Genomic DNA, 18,775 nt, shown 5'->3' on the forward strand with positions numbered 1-18,775 from the left:
AAGTCGCAGCGAGCATAGACGCCTGACGGTGCGCTCCATCCCTGCCGAAAGGTGGGCCTCAGTCCCGGCGCTGGTCGAGCAGGTTGATGACGATGCGGTCCAGCCAGCCCCACAAGCGCTGGTAGAGGCGCAGGGGCAGCGGCCGGTTCTGGAAATCGACGAGGGTGATCTCCTTGCTCTGTGCAAAGTCCTGCTCGAAGCACTGTGCCACCGCCTGGCACAGCGACGGATCGAACGCCTCCAGGTTGGCCTCCAGGTTCCAGCGCAGGTTCCAGTGGTCGAAATTGCACGAGCCGATGCTCACCCAGTCGTCCACCAGCACCATCTTGGCGTGCAAAAAGCGCGGCTCGTACTCGAAGATGCGTACTCCCGCGCGCAGCAGGCGCGGGTAGTAGCGGTGTCCGGCGTAGCGCACCGCCGGATGATCGGTACGCTGGCCGGTGAGCAGCAGGCGCACCTCGATGCCGCGCCGCGCGGCGCGCATCAGCGCCCGGCGCACCTTGCGGGTCGGCAGGAAGTAGGGCGTGGCGAACAGCACCTGGCGGCGCGACTGCCCCAGGCTGCGCAGCAGCGCACGCAGGATGTCGCGGTGCTGGCGGGCGGCGGCATAGGCCAGTCGGCCCAACCCTCGGCGCTTGGCTGGCGGCGGCGGCAGGCGCGCCGGTTGGAGCGGTTCGACGGGGCGCCAGAAACGGCGCTCACCGCAGCAGCGCCACTGGTACTCGAACAGGCTGCGCCAGTCACCCAGCAGCGGCCCGTGCATTTCCACCATTACCTCGTGCCAGCTGTCCTGCGGCTGATCGGGGTTCCAGAACTCGTCGGTGGCGCCGGTGCCGCCCACATACCCCACCAGGTCGTCCACCAGCAGGATCTTGCGGTGATCGCGGAACAGGTTGCGCAGGCCGCGCCGCCAGCGCACCGGGTTGTACAGGCGCAGCTGCACGCCGGCGTCCACCAGCGCCTGGCGGTTGGCGGGGCTGAGCTTCAGACAGCCGAATGAATCGAACAGGCAGCGCACCTGTACCCCGCGGTGCGCCGCGTCGACCAGCGCGATGCGCAGCTGGTCGAAGCACTTGCCGTCCTCGACCAGGTACAGCTCCAGCTCCACCTGCCGCTGTGCGGCAGCGATCGCGTCCAGCATGCGCGGGAAGAAGTGGGCGCCGTCCACCAGCAATTCGAAGCGGTTGTCGCCGCGCCAGGGGAAGACCGCGCCGCTACGCATCGCCACCGCTCCGCCAGGCGCCGGGCGCGGGGTGCGCGGCCGGGTCTCGGAAAAGGGCAAGGCGGGACGATGGATACATGAAGAACTCTCAAGGCCAATGGTGGCGCAACGATAGCCGGGAGCTCTGCGCCGCTCAACCGGGGAAATCCCTTGAAACGGCTTGGCGGCTGGCCCTGCATCGCCCGTTTCGTCCAGACTTGCCCGGCATGGATTCCCCGGGCCGGCCAAGTGGTCGCGGCCCCGCGCGCGAGGACGACGATGAGCGAGATGCCCCCCGCCTGGCATGCCCAGGATAGCGAGACCTGCTTCGCCCGCCTGCGGGCCGAGCGCTCAGGCCTGAGCAGCGCCGAAGCCGAAGCACGGTTGCGCCAGTATGGCCCCAACCGCCTGCCGGAGGGTCGCCGCCTCGGCCCGCTGATGCGCTTCCTGCGCCAGTTTCACAACCTGCTGCTCTACCTGATGCTGGGCGCGGCGGCGATCACCGCGTTGCTCGGCCATTGGGTCGATACCTGGGTGATCGTGGCGGCGGTGCTGATCAACGCGGTGATCGGCTTTATCCAGGAGGGCCGCGCCGAGAACGCCCTGGCCAGCATCCGTCAGCTGCTCACCGCCCACGCCACGGTCCTGCGCGATGGGCACGCCCGGGAAATCAGTGCCGAAGGGCTGGTGCCGGGGGATGTGGTGCTGCTCAATGCCGGCGACAAGGTGCCTGCCGACCTGCGCCTCGTGGAGGTGCGCAACCTGCGCATCGAGGAAGCGGCACTCACCGGCGAGTCCCTGCCGGTGGACAAGGATCCCGAGCCGGTGGCCGACCAGGCGCCGCTTGGCGACCGTTTCAGCATGGCCTGGTCGGGCACCCTGGTGGTCAACGGCCAGGGGCGCGGGCTGGTGGTGGCCACCGGCGCGCACACCCAGTTGGGCCACATCAACAGCCTGCTGGCGCGGGTGCAGCAGCTGTCCACGCCGCTGCTGCGGCAGATCGACCGCTTCGGGCGCTGGCTGGCGGTGGTCATCCTCGGCCTGGTGGCCGCCACCTTCGTGCTCGGCGTGCTGTGGCGCGGTCACCCGCCGGGCGACATGTTCATCATGGCGGTGGCGCTGACCGCCTCGGCGATTCCCGAGGGGTTGCCGGCGATCATGACGGTGATGCTGGCGCTCGGCGTGCAGCGCATGGCCCGGCGCAACGCCATTATCCGGCGCCTGCCGGCTGTCGAGGCGCTGGGTTCGGTGACGGTGATCTGCTCCGACAAGACTGGCACCCTGACCCGTAACGAGATGACCGTGCAGCGGGTGGTCAGCGCCGAGGCCGTGTATAGCGTCGAAGGTGTCGGCTATGCGCCGCTGGGTAGCTTCAGCCGTGACGGGGTTGCGCTGGAACCGCGCGCCGAGCCGGTGCTGCAGGCGGCGATTCGCTCCGGCCTGCTATGCAACCACGCCCGCTTGCTGGAGGTCGACGGCGACTGGCGCATCGAAGGCGATCCCACCGAGGGCGCGCTGCTGGTGCTGGCCGGCAAGGCCGGCCTGGACCTGGCCGAGGAGGCCGCCGCCACGCCGCGCAGTGACGCCATCCCGTTCGCCTCCGAGCACCGCTTCACCGCCAGCCTGCACCACGGCGCCGACGGCGCCAGCATCCACGTGGTGGGCGCGCCGGAGCGCATCCTGGAAATGTGCGACCGCCAGCGCGTGCGGGACGGCGAGCAGCCGCTCGACCCCGACTACTGGCGACGCATGTTCACCGACACCGCCGCCCACGGCCTGCGCATGCTGGTGATCGCCGAGAAGGCGGTGGACCCGACGCAACGCCAGCTCGGCTTCGAGGACATGGAGCGCGGCTTCACCCTGCTCGCGCTGGTTGGCATCATCGACCCGCCGCGCAGCGAGGCCATCGAGGCGGTCGCCGAATGCCAGCGCGCCGGCATCCGCGTCAAGATGATCACCGGCGACCATGCCGACACCGCGCGCACCATCGGCGCGCAGCTGGGCATCGGCGTCGGCCGGCCGGCGATGACCGGCGCCGAGCTGGAGATGCTCGACGACCAGGCGCTGCGCAAGATCGTGGGTGAGATCGACGTCTTCGCGCGCACCAGCCCGGCCCACAAGCTGCGCCTGGTGCAGGCCCTGCAGGCCAGCGGCGAGGTGGTGGCGATGACCGGCGACGGCGTCAATGACGCACCGGCGCTCAAGCGCGCCGACGTCGGCGTGGCCATGGGCCACAAGGGCACCGAGGCGGCCAAGGAAGCCGGCGACGTGGTGCTCGCCGACGACAACTTCGCCACCATCGTCAACGCCGTGCGCGAGGGGCGCGCCATCTACGAGAACCTGAAGAAGTTCATCCTCTTCATGCTGCCCACCAATGGCGGCGAAGCGCTGGTGGTGGTGGCCGCCATCCTCTTTCAGCTGGCGCTGCCGCTGACCGCGGCCCAGGTGCTGTGGATCAACATGGTCACCTCCTGCGCCCTGAGCCTGGCGCTGGCCGCCGAGCCGGCCGAACCCGGGCTGATGCGCCGCCCGCCACGCAGCCCGAGCGAGGCGCTGCTTTCCGGCCTGTTCATCTGGCGGGTGATCATGGTCTCGGTGCTGATGATGATCGGCGCGCTGGGGCTGTTCCTCTGGGAACTGCAGCGCGGCAGCGAGCTGGAAGTGGCCCGCACCATGGCGGTCAACGTGGTAGTGGCCAGCGAAATGTTCTACCTGCTGTGCAGCCGCTCGCTGTTCGCCTCGGTACTCAACCGCCAGGGGCTGCTGGGCAATCCCTGGGTGCTGGTCAGCATCGCCGCCTGCGTGCCGTTGCAACTGCTGTACACCTACGCGCCGCCCCTGCAGAAGGTATTCGGCTCGGCCGCGCTGGATGCCGGCGAATGGGCACGGGTGATCGCCGCCGGCTCGCTGGTCCTGATCGGCTCCGAGCTGGAGAAATGGATACGCCGCCGGATCGACAATCGCCGCGAACGGCCGCATCCACAGACGGTGCACGGATGACCGCGCGCAGAGCCGCTGCGCTGGTTGCTTCGTCGCGACCGGAGTGCTAGCTTACGCGCCGCCGCCGGAATAGCTCAGTAGGTAGAGCAGCGCACTCGTAACGCGAAGGTCGCAGGTTCGATTCCTGTTTCCGGCACCAGAATACCTTCCACGGACTTCCACCGAAATCCATGGAACCGCTCTAGACCGGGACTTCAATGAATAAACCGATTCATTGGGTTCCGGTTTAATCCAGGCAAAGCCGCCGTTTTTAGGGGTACGTTTAGGGGTACAGGCACGGTTCGACAATGAGGTCGTACCCCTATGGCCCGCAAAACGCTCCCTCTCTCCGATCTCCAATGCCGTAGCGCCAAGCCCCGCGAGCGTGATTACAAGCTCTTCGACGGCGACGGCCTGTTCCTGCTGGTCAAAGCCAACGGCACGAAAAGCTGGCGATTCCGCTACACCAAGCCGACCGGTCGTCCACCTGTTCCCATGACCGGCCATGCCATATCGGCGATCAACCTGTGCAAGTCCGCCGAAGATAGCGAAGCAACAAGGCTTATTGGCCCTTCCGCACCGGCAAACCCTGCACGGCATGAAGTGTCACCGTGGCCTGCGCACTGAGTGCCGGCCACGGCGCTTGTGTGGCCCCTTCCTAGCCGGCGTGGATGTTGCCGCAGAACAGAGGACGATTGCGGTCTGCTGGGCTGGCGCGTACTAGCAGTACATAGTCGCCCTTGGTCAGCTCGCTCAGCGCCACCGGTGCCTGTGCCCAATGCTGGGTGTGCGAGGCCAGAGAAGGGTAATCAACGCTGTTGGCCTGAGTGGTCTTGTACGCTGGCTGCTTGCCCAGCTGCTGGCATGAACCGGCGTAAATACCGATGTCAAGGCGGCTGGGGAGCACCATGTAATGGGGGACACCGCCGACGGTGAGCTTGATGCTGGTGTGGTTGTCCACCGGGCTAAGGGTGGCTCGAGCGATATGCCCTGCGTTTTGCGGGGTAGCATTGAGGGGGACGTCGACAACCTCGGTTCTGGTTGCGCAACCTGATGTCGCCCCTGCCGCTACTACCAACGCTAGCCAAGATGCTCTGCTCATCACAGATCTCGCTGACCTGCACGCGCTGATGACCGATTCCCAGGACTGGTGGCCGGCGGATTTCGGTCACTACGGCGGCCTATTCATCCGCATGGCCTGGCACAGCGCCGGCACCTACCGGATCACCGATGGGCGCGGCGGCGCCGGTGGCGGGCAGCAGCGCTTCGCGCCGCTCAACAGCTGGCCGGACAACGCCTCGCTGGACAAGGCGCGCCGCCTGCTCTGGCCGATCAAGCAGAAGTACGGCAGAAACATTTCCTGGGCCGACCTGTTCGTGCTGACCGGCAACGTCGCGCTGGAGTCGATGGGCTTCAAGACCTTCGGCTTCGCCGGTGGCCGCGCCGACACCTGGGAACCGGAAGAACTGTTCTGGGGCCGGAGGGCACCTGGCTGGGCGATGAGCGTTACAGCGGCGAGCGCCAGCTACACCCGGGTTTGGGGGCGGTGCAGATGGGGCTTATCTATGTGAACCCCGAGGGCCCGAACGGCAAGCCCGATCCCAGGGCCGCGGCCATCGACATTCGCGAAACCTTTGCGCGCATGGCCATGAACGATTACGAAACCGTGGCGCTGGTGGCGGGCGGGCACAGCTTCGGCAAGACCCACGGCGCGGGCGATCCATCCATGCTGGGGCCGGAGCCGGAAGGGGCGGTGATCGAGGATCAGGGCCTGGGCTGGCGCAGCAAGTTCCAGACCGGCATCGGCGCCGACACCATCACCTCCGGTGTGGAAGTGATCTGGAGCCAGACCCCGACGCGCTGGTCCAACTACTTCTTCGAGAACCTGTTCAATTTCGAATGGGAGTTGACCAAGAGCCCGGCGGGCTGCTTCCAGTAGGAAGCCAAGGACGCGCCGGCGATCATGCCCGGCCCGTTCGACCCCAACAAGAAGCGCAAGCCGACCATGCTCACCACGGACCTGGCGCTGCGTGAGGACCCCATCTACGAGAAGATTTCCCGGCATTTTCTCCAGAACCCGGACGAGTTCGCCGACGCCTTCGCCAGGGCCTGGTTCAAGCTCACCCACCGGGACATGGGGCCGCGTGGTCGCTACCTCGGGCCGCTGGTGCCCCAGGAACAACTGATCTGGCAAGACCCGATTCCCGAGTGCGACCACCCGCTGATGGATGAGGCGGATATCGAGGCGCTCAAGCAGAAGCTGCTGGGCCTTGGGTTCAGCGTGCCGCAGCTGGTGTCGGTCGCCTGGGCGTCGGCCGCCACGTTCCGTGGCTCGGACAAGCGCGGCGGCGCGAACGGCGCGCGGATCCGCTTCGCGCCGCAGAAGGACTGGGAGGTGAACAATCCGCCGCTGCTGGCCAGTGTGCTGCAGGCGCTGGAGCAGGTGCAGGCCGAGTTCAACGCCTCGGCAACCGGTGGCAAGAAGGTCTCCATGGCCGACCTGATCGTGCTCGCCGGCTGTGCCGCGGTGGAAAAGGCGGCGCGGGATGGCGGCGTCGATATCAAGGTGCCGTTTACCCCGGGGCGCATGGATGCCCTGGAGGAGTGGACGGACGCCAAGTCCTTCGAGGCCCTGCGCCCGGTCGCCGACGGCTTTCGCAACTACTACCACGAGGCCAACTTCATGTCCCCGGAGGAGGCGCTGGTCGACAAGGCGCAACTGCTGCGCCTCAGCGTCCCGGAAATGACTGTGCTGGTCGGCGGCATGCGGGTGCTGGGCACCAACGCCGACGGCGGTTCGGAGGGGGTGTTCACCCAGCGGGTCGGCACCCTGTCCAACGACTTCTTCGTCAACCTGCTGGACATGAAGAACGAATGGATGGCGACCGAGCACAAGAACCGCTTCCAGTGCCGGGACCGCAAGACCCACCAGCCCACCTGGACGGGAACCCGCGTGGACCTGATCTTCGGTGCCCACTCGGAGCTGCGCGCGCAGGCCGAGGTGTTCGGCTCGACCGATGGCAACGCGTTCTTCGTGCGTGAGTTCGTGAAGGCCTGGGACAAGGTGATGAACGCCGACCGCATGGACGTCGGCCATCCCGCCGACACCTTCAGTCAGAAGCTGTCGGCGTAACCGCAGGGGCGGTCGGCGCTTTCCGGCCGGCCGCCGATGCGGCTTGCATGATGTTTCGTCTGGCGGCCGAGGGGCCGTCACTCACGAGGCGGCTGCATCAGCGGATGCCGCTGGAAGAGCAGCGCGACGGTCACCGCGATCAGCGTGGCAAAGGTGCAGAAGGTGCACAGCGCGGCGCTCATGCCCCAATGGTCGGCAATCCAGCCGATGCCCATCATCGGCACCATGCTGCCGATGTAACCGATCACCAGGTAGCTGGAAAACAGGCCGGCGCGGGTATCCGGTGTGGCGATGCGGCCCACCATGTTCATGCCGGCCAGCTGGCTCAGGCCGTGGCCGATGGCGGTGAGCGCCACACCCAAGGCAAACAGACTGGCCGATCCCGCCCACAGGTTCGCCATCAGCAGAAGATTGCTCACGCCCAGTGCGACCAAACCCAGGCTGCCGCCCCAGTGGGTGGACAGGCGCCCGCTGAGAATCTGGGTAAACGCCGAGCCGAACAGGATCGCGGCGATGGCGGTGCCGCTGACCACCGGGCCGTGCCAGGGCACCAGCTGGTCAAGGAATAGCGGCGACAGGGACGCGTACAGGCCGAAGCTGGCGAAGGCCAGGAAGGCCAGGCAACTGGTGAGGATGAAGGCGAAGGAAGCGCTGGGGGCGGGCCAGGTCAGCCGCGGCAGGGCGTCTCGCCACTGGAAGGGCTGGCCGGCGTCATCAGGCAGTTCCAGGCGGAGGAAGATGGCCAGGGCCAGGCTGCCCAGCACCAGGGTGGGCAGGTAGGTGGTGATCAGCGGATGCGGCACCCACTGCCCGAACAGGCCGCCCACCAGCGGCCCCAGGCCGAAGCCGAACACCATCACGATGCTGGTGATCATCGCCAGGCGCGGCTTGCGGTGCGCCGGCACTAGCCGGGCCAGGCCCAGCGTGGCGCTGGTGGTCAGCAGGCTGGACGCGATGCCGACCACGAAACGCCCGGCGCACAGGCTGACCAGGTCCCAGGCGGCGAGGGTGATGAGGGTGCCCAGCAGGGCGAGGATCAGCCCCAGCCGCAGCATGGGGCGAAAGCCCAGGCGATCGGGCAGGCGCCCCAGAAACAGCAGGCCACAGAGCGCGCCGGCCATGTAGATCACATAGATCAGCGAGATATCGCTGGCCTTGAGCTGCCAGGCGTCCTGGTAAAGGGCGTAGAGCGGGCTGATGAGCGCGGTGCCCATCACACCCACGACCATGGCGAAGCTGACCCAGAAGAAGGGTGAAGCCTTTACTCTCATTGGCGATCCGTGGCGGCTGATCTGTTTGCGTGCGAATTATTGTGCGCCTAATCACTGCACCGAAATAGCCAGCTTCGCGTCGCGGCCGTACGCCGTTACAGCGGCTGGCTGATGAACAACGCGTAGCTCTCGATGCCCTCGTTGGGCATCTTCAAGCCGGCGTTGGAGTAGTGGATGGCCCGCACGCCCAGACGGGTACCGCTGGCCAGCTGCACGCCGGCGCCCAGGCGGTCTTCGAAATGGAAGCCCGAGCTCATGTTGCGGTGACCGACCCGGGTGCTGGAAAACAGCGAGACACCCACACCCGCTTCGATGAACGGGCGGGCGCCTTCGCCGGTGAACTGGTAGACGAACACCGGGCTGAAGGACAGGGTATGCGCTGCGCGGTGCTCGCCGGCTGACCAGTGGGTGTAGCCGGCATCCCAATAGCCGGTCAGGGACCCCGTTTCGCTGGCCAGCCATTGCCGATTCCAGTCCCGGGACATGCCCAGGCGATAGGTCAGCTCGCCCTGCGCGGTGGTGCCCAGGGCAGCGGACAGGTCCAGCGCGAACGCCGACGGCGCGAGCAACGTGGTGGCCAGGGAGGCGGACAAAAGCAGGCGGGTCATTTCGGCTCCTTCACATCGCAGCGCCGAGGCGCAAGCATGTATCACTATGCAGGTCGCTGTATCATGATGCGGAATTTAATGACCCGGATGGCCGAGCGTCAACCGCCTGCTCTGCGCCGAGGGTTTGCCGGAACGCCTGAAGGGTTATTACAGTAGGCGCCCTATCAGTACCCGTATGTGAACCAGCATGAATGTTTCCGATGAGGCCTCGGACTGCGGCCGGCAGTCTGGGATCCAGGTCATCGCACGCTCCGCAGCCATCATGCGCGCCCTCGGCGAAAACCCGCAGGGGCTCAGCCTGGCCGCCATCGCCCAGCGCGTGGGGCTGCCGCGCTCCACGGTGCAGCGCATCATCAACGCGCTGCAGGAGGAACTGCTGGTCGAGCCCATGGGACCCGCCGGCGGCTTTCGCCTGGGCCCGGCGCTGGGGCACCTGATCAACAAGACCCAGTGCGACATCATCAGCCACACCCGGCCCCTGCTGGTGGAGCTCTCCGACCAGTTGGGCGAAACGGTCTGCCTGTGCCGGCGTTCCTACGATCAGGTGCAGATCATCGAGCGCATCGTGGCCGAGCGGGAGTTGCGGGTGGTGGTACCCATCGGCGCCCATGGCCCGGCGGTGCAGACCGCCTCCGGCCAGGTGTTGCTCGCCCTGGAAGCGCCTGAATGCGTGGAAGCGCTGGTCGGCGACATGAACGTGGAGTGGCGAGCGCGGCTGGGCACCATACGCGCCCAAGGCTGGGCCAGCGGGTTCGATGAGGTGGTGCCCGGCATCAGTTCCTGCGCCATGGCGGTGGATACCTACCTGGGCATGTTTGCCATTGCGGTGGTTGCGCCGACGGTGCGGGCCCGTGATCACCAGGACGCCTTCCGCGCTGCGCTGCAGGCCTGCAAGCGCGGCATCGAGCGCGCCATAGGCCGCCAGGGCTGAGCAGCGAATCACCCCGGCGCAAGGCCGGGGTTGTCCATTACGACTTGCGCACCGTCCATTCCACCAGCTTGCCGACGATGGGACGTACCAGCAGTACGCTGCAGAACGCCACTGGCATGGTCATCGCGTACACCTTCAGCACCGTTTCCAGGTAACCCGCGCCGAGGCCGCGGTTCAGCGCGGTGATCACGCAGGTCATCACCGCAGCCATCAGGCCAGACATGTAAAAGGCGAACACATAGGGGGCAAGGCGCAGGGGAAGCTTGGGAAGTTTCATGGCGGACAGCTACGTGAAAAAAGGCGCGACAGGGTAGCAGAAGCTCGCCCCGAGCCGAGCAGTCAGGGGACGTCGAAGGACGGGAGAGGCGGCAGGCGCCGATCGAAGCGCCTGCCTGGAAGGGATTACTCGATGGTCAGCTGCTGGGACGAGCCGTTCTGCTTTTTCGGCAGGCTCAGCTTCAGCACGCCATTCTCGTAGCGCGCCTTGCACTGGCTCGTGTCAATCTCCGCCGGCAGCTGGAAGCTGCGCGACACCGAGCCGAAATAGCGTTCCGAGCGCAGTACCTTCTCGCCTTCCTTCTGCTCGTCGAGCTGCTGGACCTCGGCGCGCAGGCTGACCTGGTTGCCTTCCACGGACACCTGGATGTTGTCCTTGCTGACGCCGGGAATCTCCGCCTCGACGTTGTAGCCTTCGGCGGTCTCCTTCACGTCGACCTTGATTTGCGAGGGGGAGGGGAGCGCGTCCCCGTGCAGCGGCTGGACGAAGTAGCCGGGGGATGCGAACTCCTTGAAGAACTCATCGAACAGGTTTCCGCGTGTCATCAGTGATTTCATGCTGGAGCCTCCTCTGTCGGTGGGATGCGGCCCGCTCGCTGAACAGTCCGGGCCTGCATTCCATATGAGCCTGGTTTGGCGCAATTCAAGGGCCGATCCGACGGGCGACCCGACCCCACCAGAATGGAGTGAACCTCAGTCCAGCCCCAGCTTCTTCAGCCGGTAGCGCATCGAGCGGAAGGTCAGGCCCAGGCGCTGGGCGGCGGCGGTGCGGTTCCAGCGGGTTTCCTCCAGGGCCTGGAGGATCAGGGTGCGCTCGATGGTTTCCAGGTAGTCTTCCAGGTCGGTCACCTGGGCCAGACTGCCGCCGACGGGGTCCGTCGCGGCGGGGGCGTCGGCGAAGCGCAGGTCGCTGGCGCGGATCGCATCGGCCTCGCAGAGGGTGTAGGCGCGCTCGAGGATGTTCTCCAGTTCGCGCACGTTGCCCGGGAAGCGATAGCCGCGCAGTTTTTCCAGCGCGTCCGGATGCAGGCGCGGGGGCTGGCCGCTGCCTTCGGCCAGGCGCTGCAGCATGCTGTCGGCCAGCAGGCCGATGTCCTCGCGGCGCTCGCGCAGGGGCGGCACGCGTTGTTCGATGACGTTGAGGCGGTAGTACAGATCCTGGCGGAAACGTCCGGCGGCGACTTCGGCGGCCAGGTCCTTGTGGGTGGCGCTGAGGATACGCACGTCCACCGCGATCTCCTGCTGGCCACCCACCGGGCGCACGGCCTTTTCCTGGATGGCGCGCAGCAGCTTGACCTGCATGGCCAGCGGCAGGTCGGCCACTTCGTCGAGGAACAGGGTGCCTCCGTTGGCGGCCTGGAACAGGCCCTGTTTGTCCTCGATGGCACCGGTGAAGCTGCCCTTGCGATGGCCGAAGAATTCACTCTCCATCAGCTCGCTGGGGATGGCGCCACAGTTGACCGGCACGAACGGCCGGTCGGCCCGCGGCCCCAGGTCGTGGATCTGCCGGGCCACCAGCTCCTTGCCGCTGCCCGATTCGCCGCTGATGTACACCGGCGCCTGGCTGCGCGCGAGTTTTTCGATCTGCCGGCGCAAGGCCTTCATGGGCGGCGAATCGCCGAGCAGGCGGGTGTCCACCGGGCGCTCGGCCGGGGCGGCCTGCAGGCGAAGCGCAGTGTTCACCAGCTCGCGCAGGCGAGCCAGGTCCACCGGCTTGGTCAGGTAGTCGAAGGCACCGGCCTTGAGGGCGTTGATGGCGGTGTCCAGGCTGCCGTAGGCCGTGATCATGGCTACCGGCACCTGCGGGTGACGCTGCTGGATGTACTGCACCAGCTCCATGCCGGTGCCGTCCGGCAGGCGCATGTCGGTCAGGCACAGGTCGATCCGCTCGCGGGCCAGGCAGTCGCGGGCTTCCTTGAGGTTGCGCGCACTGCAGGTGTCGAGCTTCATGCGCCCGAGGGTGATCTCGAGCAGCTCGCGGATATCGGGTTCGTCGTCGACGATCAGGGCTTTCTGGCGACTCATGGACTGGTCTGGCTCTTGTTGTTAAGGCTGGGCGTTGGCGTCCAGCTCATCTTGCGGGGATGGGCAAAGGTGATTCGGAAACAGCTACCCCCCTCGGGGCGCGGGTAGTAGGCGAGGTGGGCCTGGTTGCTCTCGCAGAGTTCGCGGGAGATGTACAGGCCCAGCCCGGTGCCCTTGCTGTCGGTGGTGAAGAAGGGTTCGAAGATGTGCAGTTGCTGGTCGCTGCCCACGCCGGGACCGTCGTCGAGCACGTCCAGCACCGGCAGGTCGCTGTCCGGGTCGCGGTACAGGCGCATCCACACCTGGCCCTGCGGGTTGTGCCGGGCACTGTAGCGCAGGCCATTCTGCACCAGGTTACTGAGGATCTGTGTCAGTTGATGGGGATCGAAGCGGGTCTGGATGCTGCCGCTGGCGGTTTGCAGGTGCAACTGCTGTTCGGATGTAGCGCTTTGGCGGAATTCGCTGGCGAAACGGTGCAGCCAGTACTTGAGGTCCAGCAGCTGCGGCGCGGCCTGGCGGCGCCGCGACAGCTGCAGCACGTTCTCGATCACGTGGTTCATGCGCCGCGACTGGTCCTGGACGATCTGCGCCAGGCGTCGGTCGGGCGGCGGCAGCTCCTCGGATTCGAGCAGCAGTTGCGCGGCGTGGCTGATAGCACCCAGCGGATTGCGGATCTCGTGGGCGATGCCGGCGGTCAGGCGGCCGAGGGAGACCAGTTTCATTTCCTGGGCGTGCTGGGTGATCTCGGAAATGTCCTCTATGAACACCAGGGTGTTCAGCGCCTGGCCGTGTTGCAGGCTGGCGAAGCTCGGCTGCAGGGTGCGTGCGTCCTCGCCGAGGCACAGGCTCTGCGGGCGGCGGGTGGGGTTGTAGCTCCACTGGCGAAGGCGTTCCAGCAGCTCGGGGCAGATATCCGCCAGGGGCTGGCCGGCGGCTGACTGGCCGAGCATCTGCGTGGCGGCGGGGTTGGCCAGCAGCACCTGATGCTGTGGGTCGAGCACCAGGATGCCGGTGCGCATGCGTTGCAGGATAAGACTGTTGAGCGCTTCCAGGTTGGCCACGTCGTCGGCGCGCTGGCGGGCCAGCCGTTCGCTGATCTGCAGGCGGCGGACCAGGCTTTGCACGGTGAGCGCAACGGCGAAACACAGGGCGCCCAGCGCGCCGGCCTGGATGAACTGGCTGCTGGCCGCCGGCTGGCTGAGGCTCAGCTGGAAGGTCAGGAGCACGGTGGACAGCGCGGCCACGGCGGCGATCAGCAGCCCGCTGCGGCCATTGAGCAGCAGGTTGGCGATGGCCACGGCGATGATCATCAGGCTGGCCAGGCCGCTGGGCATGCCACCGGCGGCGTAGAACAGCGCCCCCAGCAGCAGGATGTCGAGCAGCGCCAGGGCAAAGAACTGCTTGCCCCGGGCACGTTGGATCAGCAACGTGGCGACGATGTTGATGATCAGGTAGGTCCAGCTGCCGAAGCGGAACAGCCGCACGTGGGCCAGGTCCAGCAGACGGTCGTCCAGGTTGCTGGAGATCAGCAGCACCAGCAGCAACCCGACGCTCAGGCGATAGAAGTGGTACAGGCGTAGCGCCCGTTGGCCGGGGTCAAGGCCAAGCGTGACGCCAAGCGCAATCACGGCTGACGGCGATCCTGTTCCAGGTGGGCCTGGCTGCAGAACCAGCGGTCACCGTCCTGCAGCGCCTGGGACTGCGGCACATGCGTCTGGCAATGGGCGCAGCGCACCATGGGGCGGGGATCGGGAGAAGGCGGCGTCTGCTTCTGTGCACGCAGGGCGGGGCGGATGTAGCGACGCCACAGCCAGAAGGCCGCGATGAGCAGGGCAACGAACAACAACAGGCGAACCAGACCCATGAACTTTCTCGATGAACGCGGAAGGCGTGAAGTGTATCCAAGCTGAAGGTGCAGGCACAGCGGCCAATGGCCACGTTGTGCGTTGTTTCCAGGGTCGGCGTTGCGGGACAATGCCGGCCACGGCGCCGGCCGGTGCCGGGATCTTTGGATGGAGACGGCCATGAGCCAAACCCTGCGGGTCGTGATGGCCCAGCTGAACCTGCGCGTGGGTGATATCCACGGCAATGTCGAACGCATCATCGAGGCGGCAATCAGCGCCCGCGACCAGCGTCAGGCGGACGTCATCCTGTTTCCCGAGCTGACGCTGTGCGGTTATCCGCCGGAGGACCTGCTGCTGCGCTCGAGCATGCAGCTGCGCATCGAGGCGGGCCTGCGCCGCCTGCGCGACGAGGTGCGCGGCATCTACCTGGTGGTCGGTTATCCCTGGCTGGAAGACGACAAGCGCTACAACGCGGCGGCGGTGATCGCCGACGGCGAGCTGCTGGCCACCTACTACAAGCAGCAGTTGCCCAATTACCGGGTGTTCGACGAGAAGCGCTACTTCGAACCGGGCCAAGAGGCCTGCGTGGTGGACATCAAGGGCGTGCCGGTGGCCGTCAGCATCTGCGAGGACATCTGGTTCCCGGAGCCAATGGCCCAGGCGCGCGAGGCCGGCGCGCAGCTGATGCTCAGCCTGAATGCCTCGCCGTTCCACCTCGACAAGCAGCGCGAGCGCGAGGAGATCCTCGCCCAGCGCGCCCGCGAGGGTGGCATGCCGGTGGTCTATGTGAACCAGGTGGGTGGCCAGGACGAGCTGGTGTTCGATGGCGGCAGCTGCGTGGTGGATGCCGATGGTCGCGTCTGCCAGCGCGCGCAGATGTACGAGGAATGCCTGTTCCCGGCGGACCTGCGCTGGGACGGCACCGGCGTGGCGGTGCACCAGAGCCATCCGGCGCCGCTGCCGGAGCTGGAGGCCAGCGTCTACCAGGCACTGGTGGTCGGCGTGCGCGACTACGTGGCCAAGAACGGTTTCAAGGGCGTGGTGCTGGGGCTGTCGGGCGGCATCGACTCGGCGCTGACCCTGGCGGTGGCGGTGGACGCGCTGGGCGCCGAGCGGGTCGAGGCGGTGATGATGCCCTACCACTACACCGCGCAGATGAGCCTGGAGGACGCCGAACAGCAGGCGCGCACCCTGGGCGTCACCTATCGCGTGCTGCCCATCGCGCCGATGGTCGAGGCCTTCATGGCTGGCCTGGCACCCGTGTTTGCCGGGCTGGGTCGCGACACCACCGAGGAGAACCTGCAGGCGCGTTGTCGCGGCACGCTGCTGATGGCGATCTCCAACAAGAAGGGCAGCCTGGTGTTGACCACCGGCAACAAGAGCGAGGTGGCGGTCGGTTACTGCACGCTGTACGGCGACATGGCCGGCGGTTTCGATGTGCTCAAGGACGTGCCCAAGACCCTGGTGTTCCGCCTGTGCGAGTACCGCAACAGTCTGGGGCAGGGCGAGATCATCCCGCAGCGGGTCATCGACCGGCCGCCGTCAGCGGAGCTCGCGCCCGGGCAGAAGGACGAGGATTCGCTGCCGCCCTATCCGGTGCTCGACGAGATCCTCAAGCTGTACATCGAGTACGACCTGTCGGCCAACGCCATCATCGCCGAGGGCTTCGACGCCGACACGGTGCGGCGCGTGCTGCGCCTGGTCGACCTCAACGAGTACAAGCGCCGTCAGGCCGCCGTCGGCCCGCGCATCACCCAGCGCGGCTTCGGCCGTGACCGGCGTTACCCGATCACGTCGGGGTGGCGGCTGGGGGATTAGTCGCCCAGAAGCTCGCGAATGAATTCGCTCCCACAAGGTGCCGGTTCTGTTCCTGTGGGAGCGAGGGCCTGCCGTCAGGCCCAGTTCGCCTTGTCGTTGACCACATCCAGCAGCTCGCGCAGGCGGCCGTGGTCGCGGGCGTTGAAGGTGAACACCAGGCGCGGCAGGCGGCACAGCTCGGCGTCGTCCTCGTCGGTCTGGCAACCGTCCTGCTGTTCGAAGCCGCCGCTCAGGCACAGGTCGGCGAACTCCTCGTGCAGGCGGCCCAGCGCCGCGTCGCTCAGGGCGTGGTTCATGCGCAGGATGTACTGCCCCTTGAGCCAGCGGCTGGAATGGTAGTTGCCGTAGAAACGGGCGATTTCCTCCACCGCGTCCTCGGCACTGTGCACCAGGCGCATCAGGTGCATGTCGCTGGGCAGGATGTAGCGATGCCCCAGCAGCTGGCGCTGCATGAAGCCCATGGCGTCCTGCCAGTAGGTACCGCCCGGCTCGTCGAGCAGGATCACCGGCACCAACGGGCTCTTGCCGGTCTGGATCAGGGTGAGCACCTCCAGCGCCTCGTCCAGGGTGCCGAAGCCGCCGGGGCAGAGCACCAGTGCATCGGCTTCCTTGACGAAGAACAGCTTGCGGGTGAAGAAGAAGTGGAACGACAGCAGGTTGTCGGTGCCATCCACCGTAGCGTTGGCGTGCTGCTCGAAGGGCAGGGTGATGTTCAGGCCAATGCTGTTTTCCAGCCCGGCGCCCTCATGGGCAGCGGCCATGATGCCGCCGCCGGCGCCGGTGATCACCATCAGGTCGCGCTTGGCCAGCAGCTCGCCCAGCTTCACCGCCAGGGCGTACAGCGGGTGGTCGACCGGCGTGCGCGCCGAGCCGAACACGGTGACCTTGCGGCGTCGCTTGAACTTGTCCAGCACGCTGAACGAGCGCTCCAGCTCACGCAGCGTCTGGGCCATGATCTTGGCGTCCCAGCGGTTGCGGTCGGCCTGCGCCATGCGCATCACGGTGGTGAGCATGCCCTTGTACAGCTCCAGGTTGGGACTGGACTCGGGCACGATCAGGCGGGTCAGTTCATCCACCTTGGCACTCAGGTCGATGCCGCTGGCGCGGAACGGGCGGGACAGGTAATCGTCCGATTCGAAAGCCATTGAAACTCTCCGTTGCGAATTCGGGTGGGGCCGTTAAAGGGCGATGCGGTCGCCGGGTTCGGGAATGCTGGCCTCCCAGCCCAGGCGATGACGCAGCGCGCCCTGTAGGGCCAGCATCTTTTCCAGCTCGCCGTGCACCAGGTGCAGTTCCGGCCGCTGGCTGAAATGGCTGGCCCAGTTCAGCAGTTGCGACTGGCCGGCGTGGGCGGAGAAGCCGCCCAGGGTGTGTACCTTGGCCTTGACCATGATTTGCTGGTGCAGCAGGCGCACGCGGTCGGCGCCGTCGACGATGGCGCGACCCAGGGTGCCGCGCGCCTGGAAGCCGGTGAACACCACGTGGCATTCCGGGCGCCAGAGGTTGTGCTTGAAGTGGTGCAGGATGCGTCCGCCGTTGCACATGCCGCTGCCGGCGATGATGATCGCGCCGCTGGTCACTCGGTTGATGGCCATGGACTCCTCGGGCGTGGCCGTCGAGCGCAGGATCGGCAGCAGATCGGCGACCTTGTGCACGCCCATGCCACGCAGGCGCTCCAGTTCTACGGGGTCGAGCTGTTCGAGGTAGCGACTGTAGATGGCGTTGGCGCGGATCGCCATCGGGCTGTCGAGGAACACCGCCTGCTGCGGCAGGCGGCCTTCGTGGTAGAAGCGCCCCAGGTGGTAGATCAGGTCCTGGGTGCGGCCGATGGCGAAGGCCGGGATCAGCACGTTGCCGCCATCCTTGTGGGCCTGTTGCAGGACGCCGAGAAATTCTTCGAGCGTGTCGTCGCTGCAGCGGTGGTCGCGGTCGCCGTAGGTGGACTCCATCAGCAGCACGTCGGCCTGTTCGAGAACCGCCGGGCTGCGCATCAGCGGCGTGCAGTCGTTGCCCAGGTCGCCGGAGAACACCAGGCGCCGAGTGCGGCCCAGGTCGTTGACATCCAGCTGGACGATGGCCGAGCCGAGGATGTGGCCGGCGTCGTGAAAGGTCAGGCGCACGCCGGGCACCACCTCCTCGCTCTGCTGGTAGCTCAGCGGGCGGCACTGGCGCAGCACCTGGTCGGCGTCATCGCCGGTGTACAGCGGGGCGATGGGCTTCTGGCCGCGCCGGGCGCGCCACTTGTTCTCCCACTCGGCGTCCTTTTCCTGCAGGTGCGCGGCATCGTGCAGCATCAGCTCAAGCAGCGCGCAGCTGGCCTCGGTGGCGAAGATCGGGCCGCGATAGCCTTCCTTGGTCAGGCGCGGCAGCAGTCCGCTATGGTCGATATGGGCGTGGGAAATCACCACCGCGTCGATGTCTTTCGGACGAAAGGGAAAGGCTCGCCGGTTGTTGCTTTCCTCCTCGCGCCTGCCCTGGTGCATGCCGCACTCAAGCAGGACACGCTTGCCTTCGTGGGTTTCCAGCAGGTAGCAGGAACCGGTGACCTGCCGGATGGCGCCGAGAAAACTGAGTAAAGCCATGATGTGAACCTATTCCTTGCCTACAGGGTTACAGTCTGTGCGGAGCGAGGCCGGGCGGTCTTGATACATGTCAGCCCCTCCGGCGCGGGCGCCCCTTACACTAACCG

At 66.8% G+C, this 18,775-nt stretch carries 14 protein-coding genes, 1 tRNA gene and 2 pseudogenes; 6 read left to right on the forward strand and 11 right to left on the reverse strand.

What is annotated here, in order from left to right; translation table 11 throughout:
* Positions 1–58: 58 nt before the first annotated feature.
* On the reverse strand, positions 59–1,222 hold the full coding sequence (locus SF06_RS03100; protein ID WP_039559931.1) for a phospholipase D-like domain-containing protein: 1,164 nt from the start codon (positions 1,220–1,222) through the stop codon (positions 59–61).
* Positions 1,223–1,480: 258 nt separating this feature from the next.
* Here SF06_RS03100 and SF06_RS03105 point away from each other — a divergent pair, with 258 nt between their 5' ends.
* The 3 genes and pseudogenes from SF06_RS03105 to SF06_RS18630 all read left to right on the forward strand — a co-directional run.
* Positions 1,481–4,201, forward strand: coding sequence for a cation-transporting P-type ATPase (locus SF06_RS03105; RefSeq protein WP_039559933.1), 2,721 nt, complete (start codon positions 1,481–1,483; stop codon positions 4,199–4,201).
* 63 nt (positions 4,202–4,264) lie between these two features.
* Positions 4,265–4,340 (forward strand) — tRNA-Thr (locus tag SF06_RS03110).
* A gap of 164 nt (positions 4,341–4,504) precedes the next feature.
* A pseudogene (locus SF06_RS18630) lies at positions 4,505–4,661 on the forward strand (integrase arm-type DNA-binding domain-containing protein); the annotation flags it as partial.
* Positions 4,662–4,838: 177 nt separating this feature from the next.
* Here SF06_RS18630 and SF06_RS18210 read toward each other — a convergent pair.
* On the reverse strand, positions 4,839–5,141 hold the full coding sequence (locus tag SF06_RS18210) for a hypothetical protein (protein ID WP_234703290.1): 303 nt from the start codon (positions 5,139–5,141) through the stop codon (positions 4,839–4,841).
* A 154-nt stretch (positions 5,142–5,295) separates the two neighbouring features.
* Here SF06_RS18210 and katG point away from each other — a divergent pair.
* Positions 5,296–7,313 (forward strand): annotated as a pseudogene (gene katG, locus SF06_RS03120) (catalase/peroxidase HPI); the annotation flags it as partial.
* Positions 7,314–7,390: 77 nt separating this feature from the next.
* Here katG and SF06_RS03125 read toward each other — a convergent pair.
* Entirely contained in the window at positions 7,391–8,584 is a 1,194-nt protein-coding gene (locus SF06_RS03125) for an MFS transporter (protein ID WP_052199689.1), read from the reverse strand.
* A 95-nt stretch (positions 8,585–8,679) separates the two neighbouring features.
* Positions 8,680–9,192, reverse strand: coding sequence for an acyloxyacyl hydrolase (locus tag SF06_RS03130; protein WP_039559934.1), 513 nt, complete (start codon positions 9,190–9,192; stop codon positions 8,680–8,682).
* A gap of 187 nt (positions 9,193–9,379) precedes the next feature.
* Between SF06_RS03130 and SF06_RS03135 the strand changes: the two genes are divergently transcribed.
* Positions 9,380–10,123, forward strand: a complete 744-nt coding sequence (locus SF06_RS03135) for an IclR family transcriptional regulator (protein ID WP_039559936.1) — start codon at positions 9,380–9,382, stop codon at positions 10,121–10,123.
* Positions 10,124–10,160: 37 nt separating this feature from the next.
* Here the strand turns inward: SF06_RS03135 and SF06_RS03140 are convergent, their stop codons facing one another.
* The 5 genes from SF06_RS03140 to SF06_RS03160 form a co-directional block, all read right to left on the reverse strand.
* Positions 10,161–10,400 (reverse strand): DUF2798 domain-containing protein, encoded by a 240-nt coding sequence (locus tag SF06_RS03140; protein ID WP_037008699.1) that lies wholly within the window; start codon positions 10,398–10,400, stop codon positions 10,161–10,163.
* A 125-nt stretch (positions 10,401–10,525) separates the two neighbouring features.
* The gene (locus tag SF06_RS03145; RefSeq protein ID WP_027590047.1) at positions 10,526–10,957 is read right to left on the reverse strand and encodes an Hsp20/alpha crystallin family protein; all 432 of its coding nucleotides are present in this window, start codon (positions 10,955–10,957) and stop codon (positions 10,526–10,528) included.
* 135 nt (positions 10,958–11,092) lie between these two features.
* A complete protein-coding gene (locus tag SF06_RS03150) occupies positions 11,093–12,424 on the reverse strand; it encodes a sigma-54-dependent transcriptional regulator (protein ID WP_039559938.1) in 1,332 nt (443 codons plus the stop codon).
* On the reverse strand, positions 12,421–14,052 hold the full coding sequence (locus tag SF06_RS03155) for a sensor histidine kinase (protein ID WP_052199690.1): 1,632 nt from the start codon (positions 14,050–14,052) through the stop codon (positions 12,421–12,423). Before SF06_RS03155 ends, SF06_RS03150 begins: the two co-directional genes overlap by 4 nt.
* On the reverse strand, positions 14,049–14,288 hold the full coding sequence (locus SF06_RS03160; protein WP_039559939.1) for a PP0621 family protein: 240 nt from the start codon (positions 14,286–14,288) through the stop codon (positions 14,049–14,051). The genes SF06_RS03155 and SF06_RS03160 overlap by 4 nt, the downstream gene beginning before the upstream one ends.
* 160 nt (positions 14,289–14,448) lie before the next feature.
* Here SF06_RS03160 and SF06_RS03165 point away from each other — a divergent pair, with 160 nt between their 5' ends.
* Positions 14,449–16,086: an NAD+ synthase gene (locus SF06_RS03165; protein WP_039559941.1), complete on the forward strand. Its 1,638-nt coding sequence runs from the start codon at positions 14,449–14,451 to the stop codon at positions 16,084–16,086.
* A 74-nt stretch (positions 16,087–16,160) separates the two neighbouring features.
* On the opposite strand, the gene SF06_RS03170 is transcribed toward SF06_RS03165, so the two are convergent.
* Together SF06_RS03170 and SF06_RS03175 are read right to left on the reverse strand one after the other, a co-directional pair.
* Positions 16,161–17,231 carry an LOG family protein gene (locus SF06_RS03170; RefSeq protein WP_027590043.1) on the reverse strand — a complete coding sequence of 357 codons (1,071 nt, stop codon included), beginning with the start codon at positions 17,229–17,231 and terminating at the stop codon, positions 16,161–16,163.
* 33 nt (positions 17,232–17,264) lie between these two features.
* On the reverse strand, positions 17,265–18,668 hold the full coding sequence (locus SF06_RS03175; protein WP_027590042.1) for an MBL fold metallo-hydrolase RNA specificity domain-containing protein: 1,404 nt from the start codon (positions 18,666–18,668) through the stop codon (positions 17,265–17,267).
* Between the last annotated feature and the right edge of the window lie 107 nt (positions 18,669–18,775).

This window comes from Pseudomonas flexibilis (assembly GCF_000802425.1).
Taxonomy (GTDB): Bacteria; Pseudomonadota; Gammaproteobacteria; order Pseudomonadales; family Pseudomonadaceae; genus Serpens; species Serpens flexibilis.

Coding starts and splice junctions, on each gene's coding strand:
- SF06_RS03105 (WP_039559933.1), top strand. CDS start 1,481: ATGAGCGAGATGCCCCCCGCCTGGCATGCCCAGGATAGCGAGACCTGC.
- SF06_RS03175 (WP_027590042.1), bottom strand. CDS start 18,668: ATGGCTTTACTCAGTTTTCTCGGCGCCATCCGGCAGGTCACCGGTTCC.
- SF06_RS03160 (WP_039559939.1), bottom strand. CDS start 14,288: ATGGGTCTGGTTCGCCTGTTGTTGTTCGTTGCCCTGCTCATCGCGGCC.
- SF06_RS03145 (WP_027590047.1), bottom strand. CDS start 10,957: ATGAAATCACTGATGACACGCGGAAACCTGTTCGATGAGTTCTTCAAG.
- SF06_RS03150 (WP_039559938.1), bottom strand. CDS start 12,424: ATGAGTCGCCAGAAAGCCCTGATCGTCGACGACGAACCCGATATCCGC.
- SF06_RS03140 (WP_037008699.1), bottom strand. CDS start 10,400: ATGAAACTTCCCAAGCTTCCCCTGCGCCTTGCCCCCTATGTGTTCGCC.
- SF06_RS03170 (WP_027590043.1), bottom strand. CDS start 17,231: ATGGCTTTCGAATCGGACGATTACCTGTCCCGCCCGTTCCGCGCCAGC.
- SF06_RS03165 (WP_039559941.1), top strand. CDS start 14,449: ATGAGCCAAACCCTGCGGGTCGTGATGGCCCAGCTGAACCTGCGCGTG.
- SF06_RS03130 (WP_039559934.1), bottom strand. CDS start 9,192: ATGACCCGCCTGCTTTTGTCCGCCTCCCTGGCCACCACGTTGCTCGCG.
- SF06_RS03125 (WP_052199689.1), bottom strand. CDS start 8,584: ATGAGAGTAAAGGCTTCACCCTTCTTCTGGGTCAGCTTCGCCATGGTC.
- SF06_RS03135 (WP_039559936.1), top strand. CDS start 9,380: ATGAATGTTTCCGATGAGGCCTCGGACTGCGGCCGGCAGTCTGGGATC.
- SF06_RS03100 (WP_039559931.1), bottom strand. CDS start 1,222: ATGCGTAGCGGCGCGGTCTTCCCCTGGCGCGGCGACAACCGCTTCGAA.